The organism is Roseateles amylovorans, from assembly GCF_025398155.2.
Lineage (GTDB): Bacteria > Pseudomonadota > Gammaproteobacteria > Burkholderiales > Burkholderiaceae_C > Roseateles > Roseateles amylovorans.
In genome coordinates, this window is the sequence record NZ_CP104562.2 from 4859281 (window position 1) to 4880099 (window position 20819).

The window sequence follows — 20819 nt, forward strand, 5'->3', positions numbered from 1 at the left end:
CTGTCCATATTGTGCAACTACCATCAGCAAAATTGAAGTGGGGCGCGCCCCATTTTTGCCCCTCGTTCCGGGGCCATACCCGGTCACAGAGGCCAGGAAAACTCTAGAAATTACCAAGAAACCAATCCTTCGCCCGTCCGAAGAGGGTCTTCACCGAACCTGCCTGCTGGGCCGCCTTGAATCCCCGGGTGCGCGACAGGCGGGCCTCTTCCAGCAAACCCATCACGGTGGCGGAACGGGGATTGGCCACCATGTCAAACAGGGCACCGTTGTAAGTGGGATTTCCCCGTCGTACCGGTTTCAGGAAAATATCCTCCGCCAGTTCCACCATCCCAGGCATCACCGACGATCCGCCCGACAGCACGATCCCGGACGACAGCAGCTCTTCATAGCCCGATTCCCGGATCACCTGGTGCACGAGCGAGAAGATTTCTTCCACGCGCGGCTCGATCACGCCCGCCAAGGCCTGCTTGGAGAGCATGCGGGGTGCCCGGTCGCCCAAACCCGGCACTTCCACCTGATCGGACGGATCCGCCAGTAATTGTTTGGCCACGCCGTGCTCGACCTTGATTTCCTCCGCATCCTTGGTCGGCGTGCGCAGGGCCATCGCGATATCGCTGGTAATCAGATCCCCGGCGATTGGAATGACGGCGGTGTGGCGGATCGACCCGCCGGTGAAGATCGCCACATCGGTGGTGCCGGCGCCGATGTCGACCAGCGCGACGCCCAGGTCCCGCTCGTCGGAAGTGAGTGCCGCCAAACTGGAGGCGCTCGGATTCAGCACAAGCTGCTCCACTTCCAGGCCGCAGCGACGCACGCATTTGACGATGTTTTCAGCCGCACTCTGAGCGCCGGTCACGATGTGGACCTTGACCTCCAGCCGCCCCCCGCTCATGCCGATGGGTTCCTTGACCTCGTGGCCATCGATCACAAATTCCTGAGGCTCGACCAGCAAAAGCCGCTGGTCGTTCGGGATATTGATGGCCTTGGCGGTTTCAACCACCCGCGCCACATCCACCGGGGTGACCTCCTTGTCCCGCACGATCACCATGCCGGTGGAGTTTTGACCGCGAATATGGCTGCCGGTAATGCCGGTGAAAACCCGGGCAATCCGGCAGTCGGCCATCATTTCGGCTTCCTTGAGCGCCTGCTGAATCGACTGCACCGTGGCGTCGATATTGACCACCACGCCGCGCTTCAGTCCATGGCTGGGCGCCACGCCCAGACCGGCAATGCGCAATTCCCCATTGCCCATCACCTCAGCCACCACCGCCATGATCTTGGCGGTACCGATGTCCAACCCGACGACCAAATCTTTGTATTCCTTGGCCATGCCTGTCCTCAATTCTTCTTGGTGGCGCCCTTGGGCGCGTTTGAAACCGTCGTCACACCGGCCAGCCGAACCGCATATCCCTGCTCATGGCGGAGATCGGCCGAAATCAGCGAGGTGTGATAGCGCGCGGTGATCTGGGGAATGCTGGCGATAAATTGGCCATATCGCGCAACCACCTCCGCCTCGGTCCCGCGTCCCAATTCGATGACCGACCCTTTTTCCAGCGTGGCGCGCCAGGAGCCTCGTCCGGACAAATCCAGCCGCTCCACGCCTTCATTGAGTTTCCTGCGGGTCAGTTGATCGAGTTCCCGCCACATCGACAACATGGCGCCGGAGGTTTTCTCCGGGCCGGCCAGGGTGGGCAGATCGTCATCCTCGACATCGCCGAGGTTGGCTTCGAACACCTCGCCGAAGCTGTTGACCAGTTGGGTGTCGACCACCGCGTCGCTGTCCGCGTCCGCGTTTTCCGCTTTGGTTTCCCAATAGGCGGCGGGGCGATGTTCTTCCAGACGCACCACCAACTGGCGCGGCCAGATCCGCTGCACCGTGGCGTGCCGAACCCAGGGCACCGATTCGAACGCCTGCCGCGCGCTCTTGAGGTTCATCGTCAGGAAACCGCCGCTCAAACGCGGCAGCGCATTGGCACGCAGCGAGGCACTGCTGTTGCGGGTGACGTCGCCTTCCACCGTGATGGACCGGATGGCCAGGAAGGGTTGCCGCACCAGCCACTGCAACCCGATCGCCAGGCCGCCCGCCACCACCAGCAAGGTCAGCAACGCCGCGACGGCGTTCATCACTCGGATGTCCGACGGCAACGGTGTGGCCTGGCTGGTGAAGGTGGCGCCCATGGTGGCGATGGCTCGGTCGATGTGGGTGAAGGGGATGGGTGTTCGAACGGGGCTGGGTCCGGCGTTTAGGGTCGGGGTCGGGGTCGGGGTCGGGGTCGGGGTCGGGGTTGGGGTCGGGTATTGCGCTCGTCGCGGCGATCAGGCTTGGCTGTCCAACCGGGCCTGGCTCAACAGCCACAGGCACAGGTGTTCATAGCTGACGCCCACCGCCTGCGCGGCCTTGGGCACCAAGGAATGGGAGGTCATGCCGGGCGAGGTGTTCATTTCCAGCAGGAACAACTTGCCGTCGCTCTTGCGGCGCATCAGGTCCGCACGGCCCCAGCCGCGGCAACCCAGCGAGCGATAGGCGGCCAGCACCAGCGTCTGCACTTCCTCCTGCAGCTCGCTCGGCAGTTGGGCGACGAGGTACTGCGTGGTGTCGGTGAAGTATTTGTTCTGGTAGTCGTAGTTGCCTTGCTCGGCGCGGATCTCGATGACCGGCAGGGCCACCGCGTCTTCGCCGTCGCCCAGCACCGGGCAGGTGAGTTCCTGCCCGTCGATGAATTCTTCGCAGAGCACCACCGCGTCGAAGCGGGCGGCGAGCTCCACGGCTTCTTGCATCTGCGAATAGCCCATCACCTTGCTCGCCCCCATCGACGAGCCTTCATGCGGCGGCTTCACGAACAGCGGCAAGCCGAGCTCGTCCGGCACGGTGCGCACCCGCTCGCGCTGTTGCTCGTCGCGGCGCAGGCTGACCCAGCGGGGCGTTGGCAGGCCATCGGCCAGCCAGATCCGCTTGGTGGTGATCTTGTCCATGGCGATGGCGGACGCCATCACGCCGGAGCCGGTGTAGGGAATGCCCAGCAGTTCCAGCGCGCCCTGCACCGTGCCGTCTTCGCCATGGCGACCATGCAGCGCGATGAAGACGCGCTGGAAGCCTTCGTCCTTCAACGCCTGCAGCGGCCGCTTCGACGGATCGAAGGCATGGGCGTCCACCCCCTGTGCCCGCAGGGCGGCCAGCACGCCGTCACCTGACATCAGCGAGACATCGCGCTCAGCCGAATCGCCACCAAACAGCACGGCCACCTTGCCGAGCGCGGAGACCGAGATCCGGTCCATGTTGAGGTCCAGCGTCATGTGCGGCCCTTCCCTTGCGTCATCAATTCCACGGTGCGTGCGGGCACGGCCGCAATCGAGCCCGCCCCCATCACGATCACCACATCGTCAGCACGTGCCTCGGCCCGAATGGCCTCGGGCAGTTGCTGCCAGTCCCCCACATAGCCGGCTGCCGTGCCGCGGGTCGTCACGGCCTGGGCCAGGCTTTCACCGCTGATGCCGGGCAGCGGCGATTCGCTCGCGGCATAGATGTCGGTGAGCAGCACCGCATCCGCCTGCGCCAGCACCGACACGAAATCGTCGAAGCAATCCCGGGTGCGGGTGTAGCGGTGCGGCTGGAAGGCCAGCACCAGCCGACGGCCCGGATAGGCGCCGCGGGCCGCATTCAGCACCGCCTGCATCTCCACCGGATGGTGGCCGTAATCGTCGATCAGCAACGCCGCGCCACCGTCCACCGGCAGGTCCCCGTAGGACTGGAAGCGACGTCCCACGCCGCCGAAGTTCGCCAGGGCCTGCTGCAAGGGCTCGTCCGCAATGCCCAGGCTCATCGCCATCGCGATCACCGACAGCGCATTCAGCACGTTGTGCTGACCCGCGAGCCGCAGTTGCACCGGCAGCGGCGCCAGCGCCTGGCCGTCAACATGGCGGCGCAGCGCGGTGAAGCGCATCTGGCCGCCGGCATCGGCCTGCACCTCGATCGCGCGCACCTCGTTGGCGGCGTCCATGCCGTAGCGCAGCACCGGTCGGGACAGCATCGGCAGGATGCTGCGCACGCCGGGGTCATCCCCACACAGCACCGCCGTACCCCAGAAGGGCATCAGGTGCAGGAAGTCGACAAACGCCTGACGCAGACGGGCCATGTCGTGCCCGTAGGTGTCCATGTGGTCCGCATCGATGTTGGTGACGATCGCCATCTGCGGCAGCAGATGCAGGAAGGACGCATCGGACTCATCGGCCTCGACCACCATGTGCGGGCCCCGACCCAGCGCCGCATTGGCGCCGCTGGCCAGCAGCTGTCCGCCGATGGCATAGGTCGGATCCAAACCCGCCTGCAGCAGCACCGAGGTGAGCAGCGAGGTGGTGGTGGTCTTGCCATGGGTGCCGGCGATGGCGATGCCCATTCGCGGGCGCATCAGCTCCGCCAGCATCTGCGCGCGCAGCAGCACCGGAATGCCTTGGGTGTGCGCCGCCATCAGCTCGGGGTTGTCCGCCTTGATCGCGCTGGACTTCACCAGCACCTGGGCCTGACCCACATGCGAGGCCGCATGGCCGATGTGCACCGTCACGCCCAGCGCGCGCAGGCGGCGGGTGGTCTCGCCCTCGCCCTGGTCGGAGCCGCTGACCTGATAGCCCTGCGCGGCCAGCAGCTCGGCAATGCCGCTCATGCCGGCCCCGCCGATGCCGGTGAAATGGATGCGCTGGATGGCGTGCTTCATGCGCGTGCTCCTGCAGGCAGCATGGCCTCGATCTCATCCGCCACCCGCGAGGCGGCCCGCGGGCGCGCCAGCGAGCGGGCCTTGACGGCATAGGCCAGCCACCGTTCACGCGGCGCCTGCAGCAGATCGTGCAGCGCCTGTGCGGACAGCTCGGCCTGCGGCAGATGCACCGCCGCTTCATGCTGGGCCATGTACTGCGCGTTGTCGCGCTGATGCGAGGTGGTGCTGACCACCAGCGGCACCAGGATGCTGGCGGCACCCGCCGCGCAGAGTTCGGACACCGTCACCGCGCCGGCGCGGCAGATCACCACATCCGCGTCAGCGAGCCGCGCGGCCATGTCATGAATGAAGGGCAGCACCTCGGCCTGGACACCGGCGCGCTCATACGCGGCCTGCACCAAGGGGAAGTTGGCTTCGCCTGTCTGATGGGTCACCTGCGGCCGCTCGGCCTCAGGCCACAGGGCCAGCGCCTGGGGCAGCACCTCGTTGATGGCGCGCGCGCCCAGCGAGCCGCCCACCACCAGCACCTTCAACGGACCGGTCCGTCCTTCAAAGCGCAGCTCGGGCGCGGGAAGGTCTTCGATCTCGGTACGCACCGGATTGCCGGTGACGACGCTCTTGCGCTGCTGGATCGCAGCCAGGCCGTCGAAGCCGAAGGCGATCTTCCTGGCCACCGGCGCCAAGGCCTTGTTGGACAGCAGCAGGGCCGCATCCGCATTGACCAGCAACAGCGGCCGACGCATCAGCCAAGCCATCAGGCCGCCTGGCAGGCAGACATAGCCGCCCATGCCCAGCACCGCATCGGCCTTGCGCTCGCCCAGCACATGCGCGCTCTGCGCCAAGGCACGGAACAGACGCCCCACTCCCAGCACCGCATGCTTGAGACCCTTCCCGCGCAGGCCGGCGAAGGCCAGGCGGTCCAGCGGCAGGCCGGACGGCGGCACCAGCTTGTTCTCCATGCCGGCTTCGGTGCCCAGCCAGGATACCGTCCAGCCGCGACGCTGCATTTCTGCCGCGACCGCCAGGCCGGGAATCACGTGGCCGCCGGTGCCGGCGGCCATCACCACGAGGTGGCGCGTGCTCATGCCCGCCCTCCCCGCATCAACTGTCGGTTCTCGATATCGATTCGCAAAACAATCGCCAAAGCCACGCAATTCAGGACTGTGGCCGAGCCGCCATAACTCATCAGCGGCAGCGTCAGCCCCTTGGTCGGGAGGGCGCCCAGGTTGACGCCCATGTTGATGAAGGCCTGTCCGCCCATCCAGATGCCGATGCCCTGCGCATACAGACCGGCGAAGACCCGGTCCAGCGCCACCGCCTGCCGGCCGATGTGGAACAGCCGGCGAGACAGCCAGAAGAAGGCGAAGATCACGATCGCCACGCCGATGAAGCCCAGCTCCTCGCCGATCACCGCGAGCAGGAAGTCGGTGTGGGCCTCGGGCAGGTAGTGCAGCTTCTCCAGGCTGGAGCCCAGGCCCTGCCCGAAGAACTCGCCGCGACCGAAGGCGATCAGCGAGTGGGTGAGCTGGTAGGCCTTGCCCTGCGCATACTTCTCATCCCACGGATTGAGGTAGGCGAAGATCCGCTCGCGGCGGAAATCACTGAAGGTGATCATCAGCACGAACGCACCGATCAGCACCGCCACGCTGAGAAAGAACATCCGCCCGTTGACGCCGCCCAGGAACAGGATGCCCATCGCGATCGCCGCGATCACCATGAACGCGCCCATGTCCGGCTCCGCCAGCAGCAGCACGCCAACAAAGGCCAGCGCACACGCCATCGGCCAGACCGCCTGGAAGAAGTTCTCCTTCATCTCCATCTTGCGGACCATGTAGTTGGCCGCATACATCGCGATGGCCAGCTTGGCCAGTTCGGACGGCTGGAAGTTCATCACCCCCAGCGGCAGCCAGCGGCGCGCACCATTCACGCCCTTGCCCACATGCGGAATGAGGACCACCACCAGCAGCACCAGCGCCGCGACGAAGATCTTCGGCGCATGGCGCTCCCACACATTCACCGGCACCATCACCGTGATCCAGCCGGCCAGCAAGCCCAGCAGGATGAAGGTGGACTGCCGCATGAAGAAATGCATGGGCGCGTACTTGGCGAACTTGGGGTTGTCCGGCAGCGCGATCGAGGCCGAATAGACCATCAGCAGACCGAGCGACAGCAACGACAGCACCACCCAGACCAACGTCAGGTCGAAGCCGAGGATGCGGGTCGGCTGGCCGGCCGAGGTCGAGACCCAGTCACGCACCGGCACGTCCACGCCGCCGACGGCGGCCGCGTCGCGACGCGACATCAGCGCCCGCACGCGGGCGCCGACGGTCTCGATGAAGCCGGTGATCGGGCTCATTCGATCAGTCCCTCATCCTGCGCCAGCTCGCGCACGGTGGCGATGAACACCTCGGCGCGATGGGCGTAGTTGCGGAACATGTCCAGGCTGGCGCAGGCCGGGCTCAGCAGCACGCTGTCTCCCGCCAGGGCCTGGACCAGAGCCCAGTGGGTGGCGGCTTCCAGCGAATCGTGACGATGCATCAGCACGCCGCTGCCCTGCAGCGCGGCTTCGATCTGCGGCGCATCGCGCCCGATCAGCGCCACGGCGCGGGCATGCAGCGCGATCGGCGTCGCCAGCGGGGAGAAGTCCTGGCCCTTGCCATCGCCGCCGAGGATCATCACCAGCTTGGCCGGAGCGCGATCCGCGCCAAGGCCCAGGATCGCCGCCACGGTGGCGCCGACGTTGGTGCCCTTGGAATCGTCGTAGACATCCACACCCTTGATCGTGCTGACGAATTCGACGCGGTGCGGTTCACCGCGGTACTCGCGCAGCCCGTGCAGCATCGGTGCCAGCGGGCAGTCGATGGCAGTGGTCAGTGCCAGCGCCGCCAGCGCATTCGCGGCGTTGTGGCGGCCGCGCACCCGCAGGGCATCGGCCGGCATCAGGCGCTGGATCGAGAGCGGTTCATCGTCCTCGCCCTTGCGGCGCTTCAGACCCTTGAGCTCTTCTTCCTGCTCGCGGGCGCGCACCAGCCAGGCCATGCCGTTCTCGACGACCAGACCGAAGTCGCCCGGCCGACGCGGCGCATCCAGGCCGAAGCGCACCACCTCCCGCTCCACCGTCTTGCTGGGACGACCGCGTCCCTGCTTGACCTGGATGGGCGCCGGCACCAGGGCCTCGACCTCGGCATCGTCCCGGTTGATGACCATCACCGCCTGCTCGCCGAAGATGCGGCCTTTGGCCCGTGCATAGGCCGGCATGTCGCCATGCCAGTCCAGATGGTCCTGGGTGATGTTGAGCACCGCAGCGGCGCTCGGCTCGAAGCCCTGCACGCCGTCGAGCTGAAAGCTGGACAACTCCAGCACCCAGACCTGCGGCAAGGCTTCGAATTCCGCCGGCTTCGGCGGCGGCGGCTTGATCGGCAGCGGGGCTTCGTCCAGCAGGTCCGCCACCGTCTCCAGGACGGTGCGCTCCGGATCGGCCGCCACCGGCTCGATCAGCGTGGCGGTCGACGAGGTAGCGTCTGCCGTCGATGCGTCCACGGATGACGGCAACGACGGGGTCTCGGCAGACCCGTCGGCTGAATGGATCATGTCCGCCGACAGTGCCGCATCGGCCTGCCCTGCGGCCTCGGTCGGCGCTGGCGTGGATGCGGCCTGGGCCGGCGACTCGGGCAGCGCGATGCGGGCCTGCGCCGTGGTCACGGCCACTGCTGCGGCGGACGTTGCGCCAGCTGCAGTCTCGATCGGCGTCGCATGGGCGGCGCTCTGCACGTCGGTGGACGCATCGTCGCTGACGGACGTCTGCGCCAGCGCGTCCCCGCTTAGATCGGCGCTGTACTCGGTCGGCGGTGCGGGCTCGGTCTGGGCGTGGGTGTCGGCCGGGGTCTCGGCCCCTCCCATGGTGTCCGCATCGGAAGCAGCCACATTGACCGCATCGGCACTCACAACGGACGGATCTTCCGCGATCGTGGCTTCGGTGGCTGCGCAATCGTCAGCATGGACGGGGGACGCCGGGGCGTGCGCCGCATCAGCCGCATCAGCGAGATCGGCTGCATCAGCGAGATCGGCTGCATCCGCCACATCGGCCTCATGGGCCTCATGGGCCTCATCCGACCGATCCTCGCCCTCCGCAGGCGCCGTCGCCTCGGCAGCAGCCGCGTCTTCCGCTGAGACCGGCTGCGGTTCGCGATCGAGGGCGTCAGACAAGGTGCCCAGCAGCGTGGGCCCGATGTTGCCGGCCATTGCGACACGGCGGCCAGCGCGTTCGGCGAGCAGCGCCGTCATGCTGGTCGTGGTGGTCTTGCCGTTGGTCCCGGTGATGGCCAGCACACCCGGCTCATAGCGATAGGACGCCTTCAGCTGGGCCAGCGCCTGCGCAAACAGATCCAGCTCGCCTTGCACCCGCAGGCCGCGCTCAGCCGCGCGGGCCAGCAACGGCTGCAGGCGCGCATCCAGCGGCGACAGGCCGGGGCTCTTGAGCAGCAGCGTCACGCCGTCCAGTTGCGACGCGTCCAGTGCGCCATGGATGAAGCCCGCGTCAGGCAGGCGTTCGCGCAGCGCGGCGAGTTGCGGCGGCTGTTCGCGGCTGTCCCAGACCGTCACGCGCGCACCCAGGCGTGCGGCCCAGGCCGCCATCGCCAGGCCGGAGTCGCCCAGGCCCAGCACCAAGGCGTGCTGTTCCTGGAAGAGCGCGGGGAAGTCCATGGGTGTCGTATCCTGGGTCGGTTCGTCGTGGCGCGCGGTGCTCAGCGCAGCTTCAGGCTGGCCAGACCCACCAGGCACAGCAGCATGGTGATGATCCAGAACCGGACGACGACCTGCGTCTCCTTCCAGCCCGACTTCTCGAAGTGGTGATGCAACGGCGCCATCTTGAAGATGCGTCGGCCCTCGCCGTACTTTTTCTTGGTGTACTTGAACCAGCTGACCTGCAGCATGACCGACAGCACCTCGGCCACGAACACGCCGCCCATGATGCCGAGCACGATCTCCTGGCGGGTGATCACCGCCAGCGTGCCCAGCCCGCCGCCCAACGCCAAGGCGCCGACGTCGCCCATGAAGACCTGGGCCGGATGGGTGTTGAACCAGAGGAACGCCAGACCCGCGCCCGCCAGCGCCGCGCAGAAGATCAACAGCTCGCCCGCGCCGGGGATGTAGGGCAGCAGCAAGTAGCGGCTGAACACCGACGAGCCGGTCAGGTAGGCGAACACGCCCAGCGCGGAACCCACCATCACCACTGGCATGATCGCCAGGCCGTCCAGGCCGTCGGTGAAGTTCACCGCATTGCTGGTGCCGACGATCACGAGATAGGACAGGCCGATGAAGCCGAACACGCCCAGCGGATAGCTGACCGATTTGAAGAACGGCAGCAGCAGGTCGGCCTTGGGCGGCAGTTCGGTCGAGAAGCCGCTCGACACCCAGCGGAAGAACAGCTGCACCACGCCGAAGAAGCTGGTTTCGGACACGCTGAACGCCAGGTAGAGCGCCGCGATCAGGCCGATCAGCGATTGCCAAAAGAATTTCTCGCGGCTGCGCATGCCCTCCGGATCCTTGTTGACCACCTTGCGGTAGTCGTCGACCCAGCCGATGGCGCCGAAGCCCATGGTCACCAGCATCACCACCCAGACGAAGCGGTTGGCCCAATCGAACCACAGCAGGGTGGACACGCCGATGGCGATCAGGATCAACACGCCGCCCATGGTCGGGGTACCGCTCTTGGACAGGTGCTGCTGCACGCCGTATTCGCGGATCGGCTGGCCGATCTTCATTTCGGTCAGGCGACGGATCACCCACGGACCGAAGGCCAGGCCGATCAGCAAGGCCGTCAGCGCCGCCATCACCGCGCGGAAGGTGATGTAGCTGAAGACGCGGAGAAAACCCAGGTCAGGGAAATTGGCCTGCAGCCACTGGGCCAGACTAAGCAGCATGGGTTCCTCCTGGGCCGCCGGACTGCAAGGCGGCCACGATCTGTTCCATCTTCATGAAGCGCGAGCCCTTGACCAGGATGTTCTGCACTTGCGGCGCCGCATCCAGCGCGGCGATGAGTTCGGCCACGGTGTCGAAGGCGCGCGCGCCGGTGCCGTAGGCCTGGGCGGCGTCGCGGGCCGCTGCACCGGCGGTCCACAGGGCCGCCAGGCGCTGATCGGCCGCATGCGTGCCGACCTCGCGGTGGAAGGCCGGGCCTTGATCACCGACCTCGCCCATGTCACCCAGCACCAGCCAGGACGCACCCGGCAACTCGGCCAGCACGTCGATGGCGGCCCGCACGCTGTCGGGGTTGGCGTTGTAGCTGTCGTCGATCAGGGTGATGCGGCGTCCCCTCCAGATCGCCGTCTGCAGCGCGGACCGGCCCTTCACCGCCTTGAAGGCCTGCAAGCCGTCGCGGATGGCTGCCAGCGGCGCCCCGGCCGCGAGGGTGCAGGCCGCGGCCGCCAGCGCATTGCGCACGTTGTGCTGACCGGCCATCGCCAGGGTCACCGGCACGGCACCGGCGGGGGTGAGGATCTCGATGGCCCAATGCCCGGTGGTGCCGGCCGCGCTGTCATCGCCCGGTGCGATCCACTGCGCCCGACCCATGACATCGGCCTGGCCCTGCAGCGCGAAAGTGAGCGTGCCGCGACCGGCAGACAGCGACTGCCACACCGGTGCGCAAGGATCTTCGGCAGGAAACACCGCCACACCGGCACCACCCAGGGCATCGATGACCGCGCCGTTCTCGCGCGCCACCGCTTCCACGGTGTGCATGAATTCCTGGTGCTCGCGCTGCGCGTTGTTGACCAGCGCCACGCCCGGTTGGGTCATCGCCGCCAGTGGAGCGATCTCGCCGGGATGGTTCATGCCCAGCTCGACCACGGCCGCGCGGTGCCAGACCGATTCGTTCTGACGCAGCCGCAGCAGCGTCAGCGGCACGCCGATCTCGTTGTTGAAGTTGCCTTCGGTGGCCAACATCGCCGCATCGCCCAGCCAGGCGCGCAGGATGGACGCGATCATCTGGGTGACCGTGGTCTTGCCGTTGCTGCCGGTGACCGCAATGACCGGCAGATGGTGCTGCGCACGCCACGCCTGCGACAGCAGGCCCAGCGCGTGCTTGGCATCGGGCACCTGCAGGCCCGGCATGCCGGCCTCGTCCAGACCGCGCTCCGCCAGCGCCGCGGCCGCGCCGGCGGCCTTGGCCTGGGGCAGGAAGTCATTGGCATCAAAGCGCTCGCCGCGCAGCGCCACGAACAGGTCGCCCGCGCGCAGGCTGCGGGTGTCGGTATGGACACGCCACAGCGGCGTCGCCGCATCGCCCACCAGGACCACGCCCGGCAGCAGCGGCTGCAGCAGCGCATGCGCCTGACCCAGCGTCATCATCGGCAGCGTGGCGTCGGTCACAGCCCGGCCCTTTCGATCAGTGCTGCGCGGGCGGCCTGCACATCGGAGAAGGCGCGGCGCTCGCCGGCGATCTCCTGATAGTCCTCATGGCCCTTGCCAGCGATCAGCACCACGTCGCGCGCACCGGCCTGGCTCACCGCCTGGTCGATGGCTTCGGCCCGGTCGACGATCACCTGATGCGACGTCTGCGCCGGAAGGCCGGCCTCGATGTCCGCCAGGATCAGCCGCGGATCTTCGTGCCGCGGGTTGTCGCTGGTGAGCACCACCTGCGCCGCCAGCCGTGCGGCGATCGCGCCCATCAGCGGCCGCTTGCCTGGATCGCGGTTGCCGCCGCAGCCGAACACGACCTGCAGCGCACCGCCACGGGCCTTGGCCAGCGGTTGCAGGGCGGACAGCGCCTTCTCCAGCGCATCCGGCGTGTGGGCATAGTCGACCACCACCTGCGGCAGCTCGCGCCCATTGCCCACCCGCTGCATGCGGCCCGGCACCGGGGTCACCAGGGCCGCGACGCGGGCGATGTCTTGCAGCGAATGCCCCAGCGCCCGCAAGCCGGCGATCACGCCCAGCAGGTTGGAGACGTTGTAGTCGCCGATCAGCGCGGTCTGCACCGCCACCGCCTGCGCGCCCTCGCGCAGCGTGAACGCCAGGCCCTGGGCGTCATGGCGCAGGTCCTCGGCCCACAGGCGGGCGTCGGTGCGATTCAGGCCGTAGGTCCAGAGGTCCAGCGCACCACCTGATGCGGCCAGCTCGGCGGCCAGCGCAGCGCCCTTCTCGTCGTCGACATTGAGCACCGCCGCCTGCAGCCCTTCCCAGGCGAACAGCTTGCGCTTGGCGGCCCAGTAGGCGGCCATGTCGCCGTGATAGTCCAGATGGTCCTGGGTGAAATTCGTGAACAGCGCGACCTTGATCCGCGTGCCGGTCAGGCGGTGTTCTTCCACCCCGATGGACGAGGCTTCAATGGCGCAGGCCGCGTAGCCGTCATCGGCCATGCGCTTGAAGGCCTCCTGCAGACGGACCGGATCGGGCGTGGTCAGGCCGGTGGCCTCAATGGACGGGGTGGCGCCCGCCGGCGCGCCGGGGACCGGCGGCTGACCGACCCCCAGGGTCCCGATCACACCGCAGCGCGCGCCCAGCAGCGTCAGCGCCTGGGCGATCCACCAGGCGCTGGAGGTCTTGCCGTTGGTGCCAGTGACGGCGAGCACGTCCAGACGGGCGCTCGGGTGGCCGTAGAACGCTGCGGCAATCTGGCCGCAGCGGGCCTTGAGGTCGGGCAAGGCGGCGATGCGGGCATCGACGAAGCCGAAGGCGGCCACGCCTTGGTCCTCGACCAGGCAGGTCGCCGCACCGGCTGCCAGGGCGCCCGCCACGAACTGGCGCGCGTCCTTGGCATAGCCGGGCCAGGCGATGAAGGCATCGCCGGGGCCCACGGCACGGCTGTCGGTGCGCAGCAGACCGCTCGGTGTCCATTCCTGCAGCCAGCGGGCGGCGGCTTCGGGGGATTTCAGGTGCATCAACATGATCGTTGCCCGCTTAAAAACTCTCGTCCACGGCCTGGAGCTTCTGGGACGCCACGATCTGAGGCTTGACCTCCAGATCGGGCGCTTCGCCCAGCAGCCGCAGCGTCTGTGCCACCACCTGGCTGAAGACCGGGCCGGCCACGGCGCCGCCGAAGTACTGGCCGTTCTTCGGTTCGTCCACCATCACCGCGACGATGATGCGCGGCTTGGAAATCGGCGCGATGCCCACGAACCAGGAGCGGTACTTGTTGCTGGCGTAGCCCTTGCCTTCCTGCTTGTGCGCGGTGCCGGACTTTCCGCCCACGCTGTAGCCCGGCACCATGGCCTGCGGCGCGGTGCCGCCGGGGCCGGCCGCCATCTGCAACATCTCTCGGATCTCGGCGGCGGTCTTCGGCGAGAAGACCTTGATGCCGGCCACCGGCTCGTCGGGACCGCGCTTGGTCATCGTGATCGGGATGATGTCGCCGTCACGCGCAAACACGGTGTAGGCGCGCGCCAGTTGCAGCAACGAGGCCGAGAGGCCGTAGCCATAGCTCATCGTCGCCTGTTCGATCGGGCGCCAACTCTTGTAGGGACGCAGCTTGCCGGTCACCGCGCCGGGGAAATTGATCTGCGGGCGCTGACCCAGGCCGATCGCGGTGAACATCTCATGCATCTCGCGCGGCTGCATCATCAGCGCCAGGCGGGCGGCACCAATGTTGCTGGACTTCTGGATCACCTGGGTGACCGTCAGGTCGCCGTGCGGATGGGCATCGGTGGGTGACCAGCCGGAGATCACCACGCTGCGCGGGCCGGTGCTCAACAGCGTGTCCGGCTTCACCCGGCCGGTTTCCAGCGCCAGCCCGGTGGTGAAGGGCTTCATGGTCGAGCCCGGCTCGAACACATCGGTCAGGGCGCGGTTGCGCAGTTGCTCGCCGGACAGGTTCTTGCGATGGCCCGGGTCATAGCTGGGGAAGTTGGCCAGGGCCAGGACTTCGCCGGTGTGCACATCCAGCACCACCACCGAGCCGGCCTTGGCCTTGTTTTCAGCCACAGCGTCGCGCACGCGTTGGTAGGCGAAGAACTGCACCTTGGCATCGATCGAGAGCTCGATGTCGCGGCCGTTCGCCGCGGGCACCCGCTCGCCCATGTCTTCCACCACCCGGCCCAGGCGGTCGCGCACCACCGAGCGGCTGCCGTCGCGGCCCTGCAGCTCCTTCTGGAAAGCCAGCTCGATGCCTTCCTGGCCTTGCTCTTCGATGTTGGTGAAACCGACGATGTGCGCGGCGGATTCACCCTCGGGGTACTGGCGCTTGTATTCGCGATCCTGGAACACGCCCTTGAGATTGAGTTCCTTGATCTTGGCCGCCGTCTGATCGTCCGCCTGACGGCGCAGGAAGACGAACCGGTTGGCGGGGTCGAGCCGCTTGTCGAGCTCGCTGGGCGACATGTCCAGCAGCTTGGCCAGTTGGCGACGCTTCACCGGGTCGGCATCGACTTCTTTGGGAAAGGCCCAGATCGAGGGCACGGCGACGCTCGCAGCCAGCACCTGACCGCTGCGGTCGCTGATCTTGCCGCGGCTGGCCGGCAGCTCCATCTTGTGGGCGTAGCGGGCCTCGCCCTGGCGCTGGAAGAAGTCTTCGCCAATCAACTGGATGTAGGCGGCGCGCCCGAGCAGGCCGGCGAAGGCCAGGCCGACCAGGGCGACGAGAAAGCGCGACCGCCACGGCGGGGTCTTCGAGGCCAGCAGCGGGCTGCTCGAATAGCTGACGCTGCGCGAGGCATTGTGGGAGCGCTTGCGACCGATCATCGGGCGGCTCCGGTGGCCGGGGCGGTCGTGCTGGACGCGGTCGAGCGCACCGCGCTGGCGGCCAGGGCGGATGCGTCGGCGGTGAAGGTGATGGCCGGCGAGATCGGGCGCATCTTCAGCCGTTCACGGGCCACCTGCTCCACACGCAGGTTGGTCGCCTGCGCCTGGCGATCGGCCAGCAGGCGTTGGTAGTCGGCCTCCAGACGACGGGCTTCGGTCTGGGAGCGGTCGAGCTCGGTGAACAGGCGGCGCGCGTCATAGGCGCTGCGCACCATATAGATGCCTGATGCCAGCACCGCGATGAGCAGGATCAGGTTGATGCGGCTCATCGGCGGCGCCCTCCTCGCTCCCCACGCCGCTGCTTGCCCGAGGGCTCCGGCTGAGCGGGAGGCAGCGGCGCCTCGGTGCGTTCGGCCACCCGCAGGATGGCGGAGCGTGAGCGCGGATTGGCACGGACCTCGCCGATCGACGGCTTGACCCGGCCCAGCGCCAGCAGCGGCAACGGCTTGGGCGCGGCGAAGGGGGCGCGGCGATCGACCTCGTCCTTGCTGTGCGAGGCGATGAAGTTCTTGACGATGCGGTCTTCCAGCGAATGGAAGCTGATCACCGCCAGTCGGCCGCCCGGCGCGAGCAGGCTCAGCGCGGCATTCAGCCCCTGCTGCAGCTCTTCAAGCTCGGCGTTGACGAATATCCGTAGAGCCTGAAATGTGCGCGTTGCAGGATCCTGGCCCGGTTCGCGGGTTTTGACCGTACCAGCCACGACTTTGGAAAGCTCGGCGGTGCTTCGTACAGGACTCCCGCTTTCCCGGCGAGCCACAAGCGCCTTTGCAATCGGCAAAGCAAACCGTTCTTCCCCATAGTCACGAATCACCTGTGCAAGTTGTGTGACGTCGGCCCGGGCGAGGAAGTCCGCGGCGCTTTCGCCCCGCGTGGTGTCCATGCGCATGTCGAGCGGGCCGTCGAACCGGAAACTGAAGCCGCGTTCCGGGTTGTCAATCTGCGGGCTGGACACACCCAGGTCGAGCAGCACGCCCTGCACCTGGGTGATGCCCAGCGCGGCGAGTTCCGCCGCCATGTCGGCGAATGGGGCGTGGCAGATGGAGAAACGCGGGTCGTCGACCCGCGTCTGACCGGTCGTGGCGGCCGCGACCGCTTCCGGGTCGCGGTCGATGGCGATCAGCCGCCCCCGGTCCGAGAGCTTGGACAGCAGCAGGCGCGAATGACCGCCACGGCCGAAGGTGCCGTCGACATACAGGCCGTCGGGATCGGTCAGGACGCCGTCGACGGTCTCGTCCAGCAGGACGGTCGTGTGGGTGAAGGAGGGGGACTGCTCGGCGCTCATGGGGTGGCTCAGAAACTGAAGTCCTTGAGCGCATCGGGCAGCTCGGATTGCATGATGGCGGCCTCATGGGCGGCATAGGCCTGGGCGTCCCAGAGCTCGAAGTGGCTGCCCATGCCGAGCAGCATCACGTCCTTCTGAAGCCCAGCGGCGGCACGCAGCTCAGGCGCCACCAGCACGCGTGCGGCGGAGTCGATCTCCACATCCTGGGCATTGCCGAGGAAGACGCGCTTCCAGCCTGCGGCGGACATCGGCAGCGCCGCGACACGGTCACGGAACTGTTCCCAGGCGGGACGGGGGAAGACCATGAGGCAGCCTTCCGGGTGCTTGGTGAGCGTCAACTGACCGGCGCACAGCGCCTGCAGGACTTCGCGGTGTCGTGCAGGGACGGACAAGCGCCCCTTGGCGTCCAACGCCAAGGCACTCGCCCCCTGAAACACGACATTCGCCACTTTGACCCACCAAATTGCACTTTCTCCCACTTTAATGGCGCATTTAGCTCCGGTCAAGGAAATTGAGCGTTTTTCCCAATCAAATCAACTACTTAGCAAGCATTCTCAAGCAACTTCACAAAATAAAAGTCGTTCAAAATGAAGGACTTAAGGTTCCCTGTGCAAGTGATGGATCAACAAATACAGGGGTCTGTACCCCCGTGAAACTGCGTGAGCGCCACCCGGCGCGCCGCACGGCTGGGTGTCGTCAGCGGCCTGCGGACAGCGCCTGCAGCACCGTTTCAGCTGTTGGCGGTGTGCGATGACCTTTGGCCGCGCCTCGGAGGACGACCACACTGCACCGGTCCACACCCGGAGATGGCGATGCGCGCAATGGCCCCAGAGCACCCAACGCAGCGGCGTGGCAGCCATTCCTTGCCCATGACGGGGCTGACCGTCCTTCTGCTCGGAATCTTGGCCGGACTGCTGGCCGGATGCCAGAGCCAGTCGCCGGCGCAGGCCACGTCGGGCCCGCTCGATCCCGTCGATGTGGTCCTGGCCGCCGCGCTCCGCGACTGGCACGGCGACACGCGCGGTGACCTGCGGGGGATTGTGGTGATGCGATCAGGCCGGATCGTCGCCGAACGCTATGACAACGGCGCAAGCCCCGACTCGCTCAACGACATCCGCTCAGCCGGCAAGAGCGTGACCGCCTTGCTGGCGACGCTGGCCGTGGAAAGGGGCGCCATCCCTGACATCGATGCGCCGCTCAAGCGGCTGTGGCCGGCTTCGAGCGACACGGCGGTCGGCGAGGTGCCGCTCAGCGCCGCATTGACGATGCAATCCGGACTGGATGCGTTTGACGACGACCCCGCCTCCCCCGGCAATGAAAACAAGATGGACGAGGCGCCGGATCCGATCGCTTTCGCGCTGGCGGTCCCGCGGGCACAGGCACCGGGCCTGGTCTACCGGTACAACTCGCTGACGGCTTACCTCGTCGGTGTGGCCGTCACACAGGCGACCGGGCAGCGGCTGTCGGACTTTGCCGATGTGCAGCTGTTTCGCCCCCTTGGCATCACCCAATGGCGGTGGGCGCAAGACAAGGCGGGTCAAACCAAGGGACAGGGCAACCTGTGGCTGAGCGCGCGCAGCATGGCGCGGATCGGCGAGCTGGTGCGCTGCGAAGGTCGGTATCGGGGGAATCAGTTGGTCAGCGCTGCGGGCATCGCGGCGCTGCTGGCGCCTCGGGTGCCGATCGGTGAGGACGATCCCTATGCCGACAGCTATGGCCGCTTCTGGTACTTCAAGGCGCTGCCGATCGGCGGCGAGACGGTGCCGGTGCACTTCGCCTCGGGCAATGGCGGCAACAAGATCTATGTCATCCCGACACGGAACCTAGTCGTGGCCATCACCTCTTCCGCCTACGGCCAAGGGTATGGACAGCGGCGCTCACAGGCGATTCTGCAGGCCTTGCTGACGGCCGCGCAGCGGGGGGCTGTCGGCGCGCGATCCACGTCCGGCTCTGCGGGTTCCGGATCGACGCGCTCCTCGGTGCCCTCCTCTGCCACGTCGCTGAGCGCCGGCGCGGCGGCAGCGACGACAGCCGCCGCGTCACCGACAGCGCCGCCGGGATGCGGCGGCGACTGAGCGCAGGCCTCAGCGCGCGGCGGACGCTTCTTGCCACCAGGCGGGCGTCGGGCCGGGCTGCATCACGTCCAGCGGCGCGCCGATCAACGGGGTCACCAGTTCGACGTCACGCAGTCGCGCCAGGGCACTGACGCGCTCGAACGGATCCTGCCAACGGTGCATCGCCAGATCAAAGGTGCCGTTGTGGATGGGCAGCATCCGCTTGCCACGCAGGTCGATGTGGGCCTGCACCGTCTGTTCCGGCTGCATGTGGACATAGGGCCAGCGCGGGTCGTAGGCGCCGGTTTCCATCAGGGTCAGGTCGAACGGACCGAAGCGCTCGCCGATGGTCTTGAAGCCGTCGAAATAGCCGGTGTCACCGCTGAAGAAGACCCGCAGATCGTCATCGACCAGCACCCAGGACGCCCAAAGGGTCGTGTTGCGGTCGCTCAGGCTGCGGCCGGAGAAATGCTGCGCCGGCGTCGCGGTCAGCTGAAGTCCGGCGATCGTCGTGCCCTGCCACCAATCGAACTGCTGGACCTTTTCAGCGGGCACGCCCCACTCGATCAGGCGCTGGCCGACGCCCAGCGGCGTCACGAAGTGCTTCACCTTGGGCGCCAACGCCTGCACGGTGGCATGGTCCAGATGGTCGTAATGATCATGCGAGAGGATCACCGCCTCGATCTCGGGCAGTTCGTCCAGCGCGATCGGCGGCGCATGGAAACGCTTCGGGCCCATCCACTGGAACGGCGAAGCGCGCTCGGAGAACACCGGGTCGGTCAGCCAGAAACGGCCGCGCAGCTTCAGCAGCACGGTCGAGTGGCCGAGTCGGAACAAGGTGCGGTCCGGCGCCGCCATCAGCTGGGAACGGGTCAGCGCCTGGACATTCAGCGCCTGGTCCGGCACGGTGCCGGCCGGCTTGTGGAAGATGACGTCCCACATGATGCCGGCCATCTTCCAGAAGCCCTGCTCGGGCTCCACCGCCGGGTTGTGGAACTTGCCGCCGGACCATTGCGGCGATTGCTGGATCGCCTGGTCGACGGACGGCGCTTGGCCGCCCGCAGCGGAGGCGGCGGCCACAGGCGAAGACATCACACGAGAAGCAGTCACGGCAAATACTCCGAGGATGAGGGCGGGAATCAGCGCGGCGAGTCGGGGCAAAGGCATCGGGGGCTCGTCGGTCTCGTTGGGTTTCACCGCTGCAAACCCTGCAAACGGTGCAAAACATGCACTACACAGTGTAGTTTTCAGCGGAGTGTAGTGACCCGGATCGAAAAAGTAAACTGTCCGGTGTAACATCATCGGCATGACTTCCGACGTGCTCCCAGTGACCGGTGAAACCGACGACGCCCCCACCCCGCTCGCGGATGACGCCTCGTGTGGCGGCAGCGTGGAGCCGGTTGAGCGCACCCGGCTGACCGATCGCAAACGGCAGGCGATCGTGGACGCGGCGATCGCGGAGTTTCGTGAGCACGGCTTCGAAGTCGCGAACATGGACCGTATCGCAGCCCGAGCCCAGGTCTCCAAACGCACCGTCTACAACCACTTTCCCGGCAAGGACGCCCTGTTCGACGCCATCCTGGAACGGCTATGGGCGGCCACCGAGGCGCAGGTGAAACTGGCCTATCGCGCGGATCGGCCGCTGCGGGAGCAGTTGCTGATGCTGATCGAGCAGAAGCTGGCGATGTCGGACGACCCGCAGTTCCTTGACTTGGCGCGGGTGCTGATTGCGGAGGCCATCCATGCCCCTCAGCGCGCCCGGGAGATGCTCTGCCGGCTCGGCGGGCGGGAAGAAGGCCTGACGGTATGGATCCGCGCCGCCATGGCCGATGGCCGATTGAGGTCCAGCGACCCGGTCTTCGCCGCCGCGCAGTTGCAGGCCCTGGTGAAGGGCTTTGCGTTCTGGCCGCAGATCACCATGGGCCAGCCGCCGCTGGATGCGGCCCAACAGCGGCAGGTGGCCGATGCCTCGGCCGACATGTTCCTGCGCAGCCACGCGGTCGAGGGCAAGACCTGACGCCCGGGCGGGCGCCG

At 67.3% G+C, this 20819-nt stretch carries 17 protein-coding genes; 2 read left to right on the top strand and 15 right to left on the bottom strand.

Annotation, left to right across the window (positions count from 1 at the left end):
- Nucleotides 1-103 precede the first annotated feature (103 nt).
- The 14 genes from ftsA to mraZ form a co-directional block, all read right to left on the bottom strand.
- Nucleotides 104-1333 (bottom strand): cell division protein FtsA, encoded by a 1230-nt coding sequence (gene ftsA, locus N4261_RS20165; protein WP_261757049.1) that lies wholly within the window; start codon nt 1331-1333, stop codon nt 104-106.
- A gap of 8 nt (nt 1334-1341) precedes the next feature.
- On the bottom strand, nt 1342-2181 hold the full coding sequence (locus N4261_RS20170) for a cell division protein FtsQ/DivIB (RefSeq protein ID WP_261757050.1): 840 nt from the start codon (nt 2179-2181) through the stop codon (nt 1342-1344).
- A 138-nt stretch (nt 2182-2319) separates the two neighbouring features.
- The gene (locus tag N4261_RS20175; protein WP_261757051.1) at nt 2320-3297 is read right to left on the bottom strand and encodes a D-alanine--D-alanine ligase; all 978 of its coding nucleotides are present in this window, start codon (nt 3295-3297) and stop codon (nt 2320-2322) included.
- On the bottom strand, nt 3294-4712 hold the full coding sequence (murC, locus tag N4261_RS20180) for a UDP-N-acetylmuramate--L-alanine ligase (RefSeq protein WP_261757052.1): 1419 nt from the start codon (nt 4710-4712) through the stop codon (nt 3294-3296). Before murC ends, N4261_RS20175 begins: the two co-directional genes overlap by 4 nt.
- On the bottom strand, nt 4709-5797 hold the full coding sequence (gene murG / locus N4261_RS20185; protein WP_261757053.1) for an undecaprenyldiphospho-muramoylpentapeptide beta-N-acetylglucosaminyltransferase: 1089 nt from the start codon (nt 5795-5797) through the stop codon (nt 4709-4711). The genes murC and murG overlap by 4 nt, the downstream gene beginning before the upstream one ends.
- Nucleotides 5794-7068 (bottom strand): putative lipid II flippase FtsW, encoded by a 1275-nt coding sequence (ftsW, locus tag N4261_RS20190; protein WP_435531958.1) that lies wholly within the window; start codon nt 7066-7068, stop codon nt 5794-5796. The genes murG and ftsW overlap by 4 nt, the downstream gene beginning before the upstream one ends.
- Nucleotides 7065-9416 carry a UDP-N-acetylmuramoyl-L-alanine--D-glutamate ligase gene (gene murD / locus N4261_RS20195; protein WP_261757054.1) on the bottom strand — a complete coding sequence of 784 codons (2352 nt, stop codon included), beginning with the start codon at nt 9414-9416 and terminating at the stop codon, nt 7065-7067. The genes ftsW and murD overlap by 4 nt, the downstream gene beginning before the upstream one ends.
- Before the next feature lie 41 nt (nt 9417-9457).
- Nucleotides 9458-10636, bottom strand: a complete 1179-nt coding sequence (gene mraY / locus N4261_RS20200; protein ID WP_261757055.1) for a phospho-N-acetylmuramoyl-pentapeptide-transferase — start codon at nt 10634-10636, stop codon at nt 9458-9460.
- A complete protein-coding gene (locus N4261_RS20205; protein WP_261760785.1) occupies nt 10626-12059 on the bottom strand; it encodes a UDP-N-acetylmuramoyl-tripeptide--D-alanyl-D-alanine ligase in 1434 nt (477 codons plus the stop codon). Before N4261_RS20205 ends, mraY begins: the two co-directional genes overlap by 11 nt.
- A 20-nt stretch (nt 12060-12079) precedes the next feature.
- Entirely contained in the window at nt 12080-13600 is a 1521-nt protein-coding gene (locus N4261_RS20210) for a UDP-N-acetylmuramoyl-L-alanyl-D-glutamate--2,6-diaminopimelate ligase (RefSeq protein WP_261757056.1), read from the bottom strand.
- A 13-nt stretch (nt 13601-13613) separates the two neighbouring features.
- Nucleotides 13614-15389 carry a peptidoglycan D,D-transpeptidase FtsI family protein gene (locus tag N4261_RS20215; protein WP_261757057.1) on the bottom strand — a complete coding sequence of 592 codons (1776 nt, stop codon included), beginning with the start codon at nt 15387-15389 and terminating at the stop codon, nt 13614-13616.
- Entirely contained in the window at nt 15386-15718 is a 333-nt protein-coding gene (gene ftsL, locus N4261_RS20220; RefSeq protein ID WP_261757058.1) for a cell division protein FtsL, read from the bottom strand. Before ftsL ends, N4261_RS20215 begins: the two co-directional genes overlap by 4 nt.
- Nucleotides 15715-16731 carry a 16S rRNA (cytosine(1402)-N(4))-methyltransferase RsmH gene (gene rsmH, locus N4261_RS20225; RefSeq protein ID WP_261757059.1) on the bottom strand — a complete coding sequence of 339 codons (1017 nt, stop codon included), beginning with the start codon at nt 16729-16731 and terminating at the stop codon, nt 15715-15717. Before rsmH ends, ftsL begins: the two co-directional genes overlap by 4 nt.
- 8 nt (nt 16732-16739) lie before the next feature.
- Nucleotides 16740-17168 carry a division/cell wall cluster transcriptional repressor MraZ gene (gene mraZ, locus N4261_RS20230; protein ID WP_261757060.1) on the bottom strand — a complete coding sequence of 143 codons (429 nt, stop codon included), beginning with the start codon at nt 17166-17168 and terminating at the stop codon, nt 16740-16742.
- A gap of 465 nt (nt 17169-17633) precedes the next feature.
- Between mraZ and N4261_RS20235 the strand changes: the two genes are divergently transcribed.
- Nucleotides 17634-18806: a serine hydrolase domain-containing protein gene (locus N4261_RS20235; protein ID WP_261757062.1), complete on the top strand. Its 1173-nt coding sequence runs from the start codon at nt 17634-17636 to the stop codon at nt 18804-18806.
- Nucleotides 18807-18815: 9 nt separating this feature from the next.
- On the opposite strand, the gene N4261_RS20240 is transcribed toward N4261_RS20235, so the two are convergent.
- Nucleotides 18816-19877: an MBL fold metallo-hydrolase gene (locus N4261_RS20240; protein ID WP_261760786.1), complete on the bottom strand. Its 1062-nt coding sequence runs from the start codon at nt 19875-19877 to the stop codon at nt 18816-18818.
- A 214-nt stretch (nt 19878-20091) separates the two neighbouring features.
- Between N4261_RS20240 and N4261_RS20245 the strand changes: the two genes are divergently transcribed.
- The gene (locus tag N4261_RS20245; RefSeq protein WP_261757063.1) at nt 20092-20802 is read left to right on the top strand and encodes a TetR/AcrR family transcriptional regulator; all 711 of its coding nucleotides are present in this window, start codon (nt 20092-20094) and stop codon (nt 20800-20802) included.
- The last annotated feature ends 17 nt before the right edge of the window (nt 20803-20819 follow it).

Excerpts from the sequence above, each read along its gene's own strand:
- ftsA (WP_261757049.1), bottom strand. The coding sequence starts at position 1,333 with ATGGCCAAGGAATACAAAGATTTGGTCGTCGGGTTGGACATCGGTACC.
- N4261_RS20170 (WP_261757050.1), bottom strand. The coding sequence starts at position 2,181 with ATGGGCGCCACCTTCACCAGCCAGGCCACACCGTTGCCGTCGGACATC.
- N4261_RS20175 (WP_261757051.1), bottom strand. The coding sequence starts at position 3,297 with ATGACGCTGGACCTCAACATGGACCGGATCTCGGTCTCCGCGCTCGGC.
- murC (WP_261757052.1), bottom strand. The coding sequence starts at position 4,712 with ATGAAGCACGCCATCCAGCGCATCCATTTCACCGGCATCGGCGGGGCC.
- murG (WP_261757053.1), bottom strand. The coding sequence starts at position 5,797 with ATGAGCACGCGCCACCTCGTGGTGATGGCCGCCGGCACCGGCGGCCAC.
- ftsW (WP_435531958.1), bottom strand. The coding sequence starts at position 7,068 with ATGAGCCCGATCACCGGCTTCATCGAGACCGTCGGCGCCCGCGTGCGG.
- murD (WP_261757054.1), bottom strand. The coding sequence starts at position 9,416 with ATGGACTTCCCCGCGCTCTTCCAGGAACAGCACGCCTTGGTGCTGGGC.
- mraY (WP_261757055.1), bottom strand. The coding sequence starts at position 10,636 with ATGCTGCTTAGTCTGGCCCAGTGGCTGCAGGCCAATTTCCCTGACCTG.
- N4261_RS20205 (WP_261760785.1), bottom strand. The coding sequence starts at position 12,059 with ATGACGCTGGGTCAGGCGCATGCGCTGCTGCAGCCGCTGCTGCCGGGC.
- N4261_RS20210 (WP_261757056.1), bottom strand. The coding sequence starts at position 13,600 with ATGTTGATGCACCTGAAATCCCCCGAAGCCGCCGCCCGCTGGCTGCAG.
- N4261_RS20215 (WP_261757057.1), bottom strand. The coding sequence starts at position 15,389 with ATGATCGGTCGCAAGCGCTCCCACAATGCCTCGCGCAGCGTCAGCTAT.
- ftsL (WP_261757058.1), bottom strand. The coding sequence starts at position 15,718 with ATGAGCCGCATCAACCTGATCCTGCTCATCGCGGTGCTGGCATCAGGC.
- rsmH (WP_261757059.1), bottom strand. The coding sequence starts at position 16,731 with ATGAGCGCCGAGCAGTCCCCCTCCTTCACCCACACGACCGTCCTGCTG.
- N4261_RS20240 (WP_261760786.1), bottom strand. The coding sequence starts at position 19,877 with ATGTCTTCGCCTGTGGCCGCCGCCTCCGCTGCGGGCGGCCAAGCGCCG.
- N4261_RS20245 (WP_261757063.1), top strand. The coding sequence starts at position 20,092 with ATGACTTCCGACGTGCTCCCAGTGACCGGTGAAACCGACGACGCCCCC.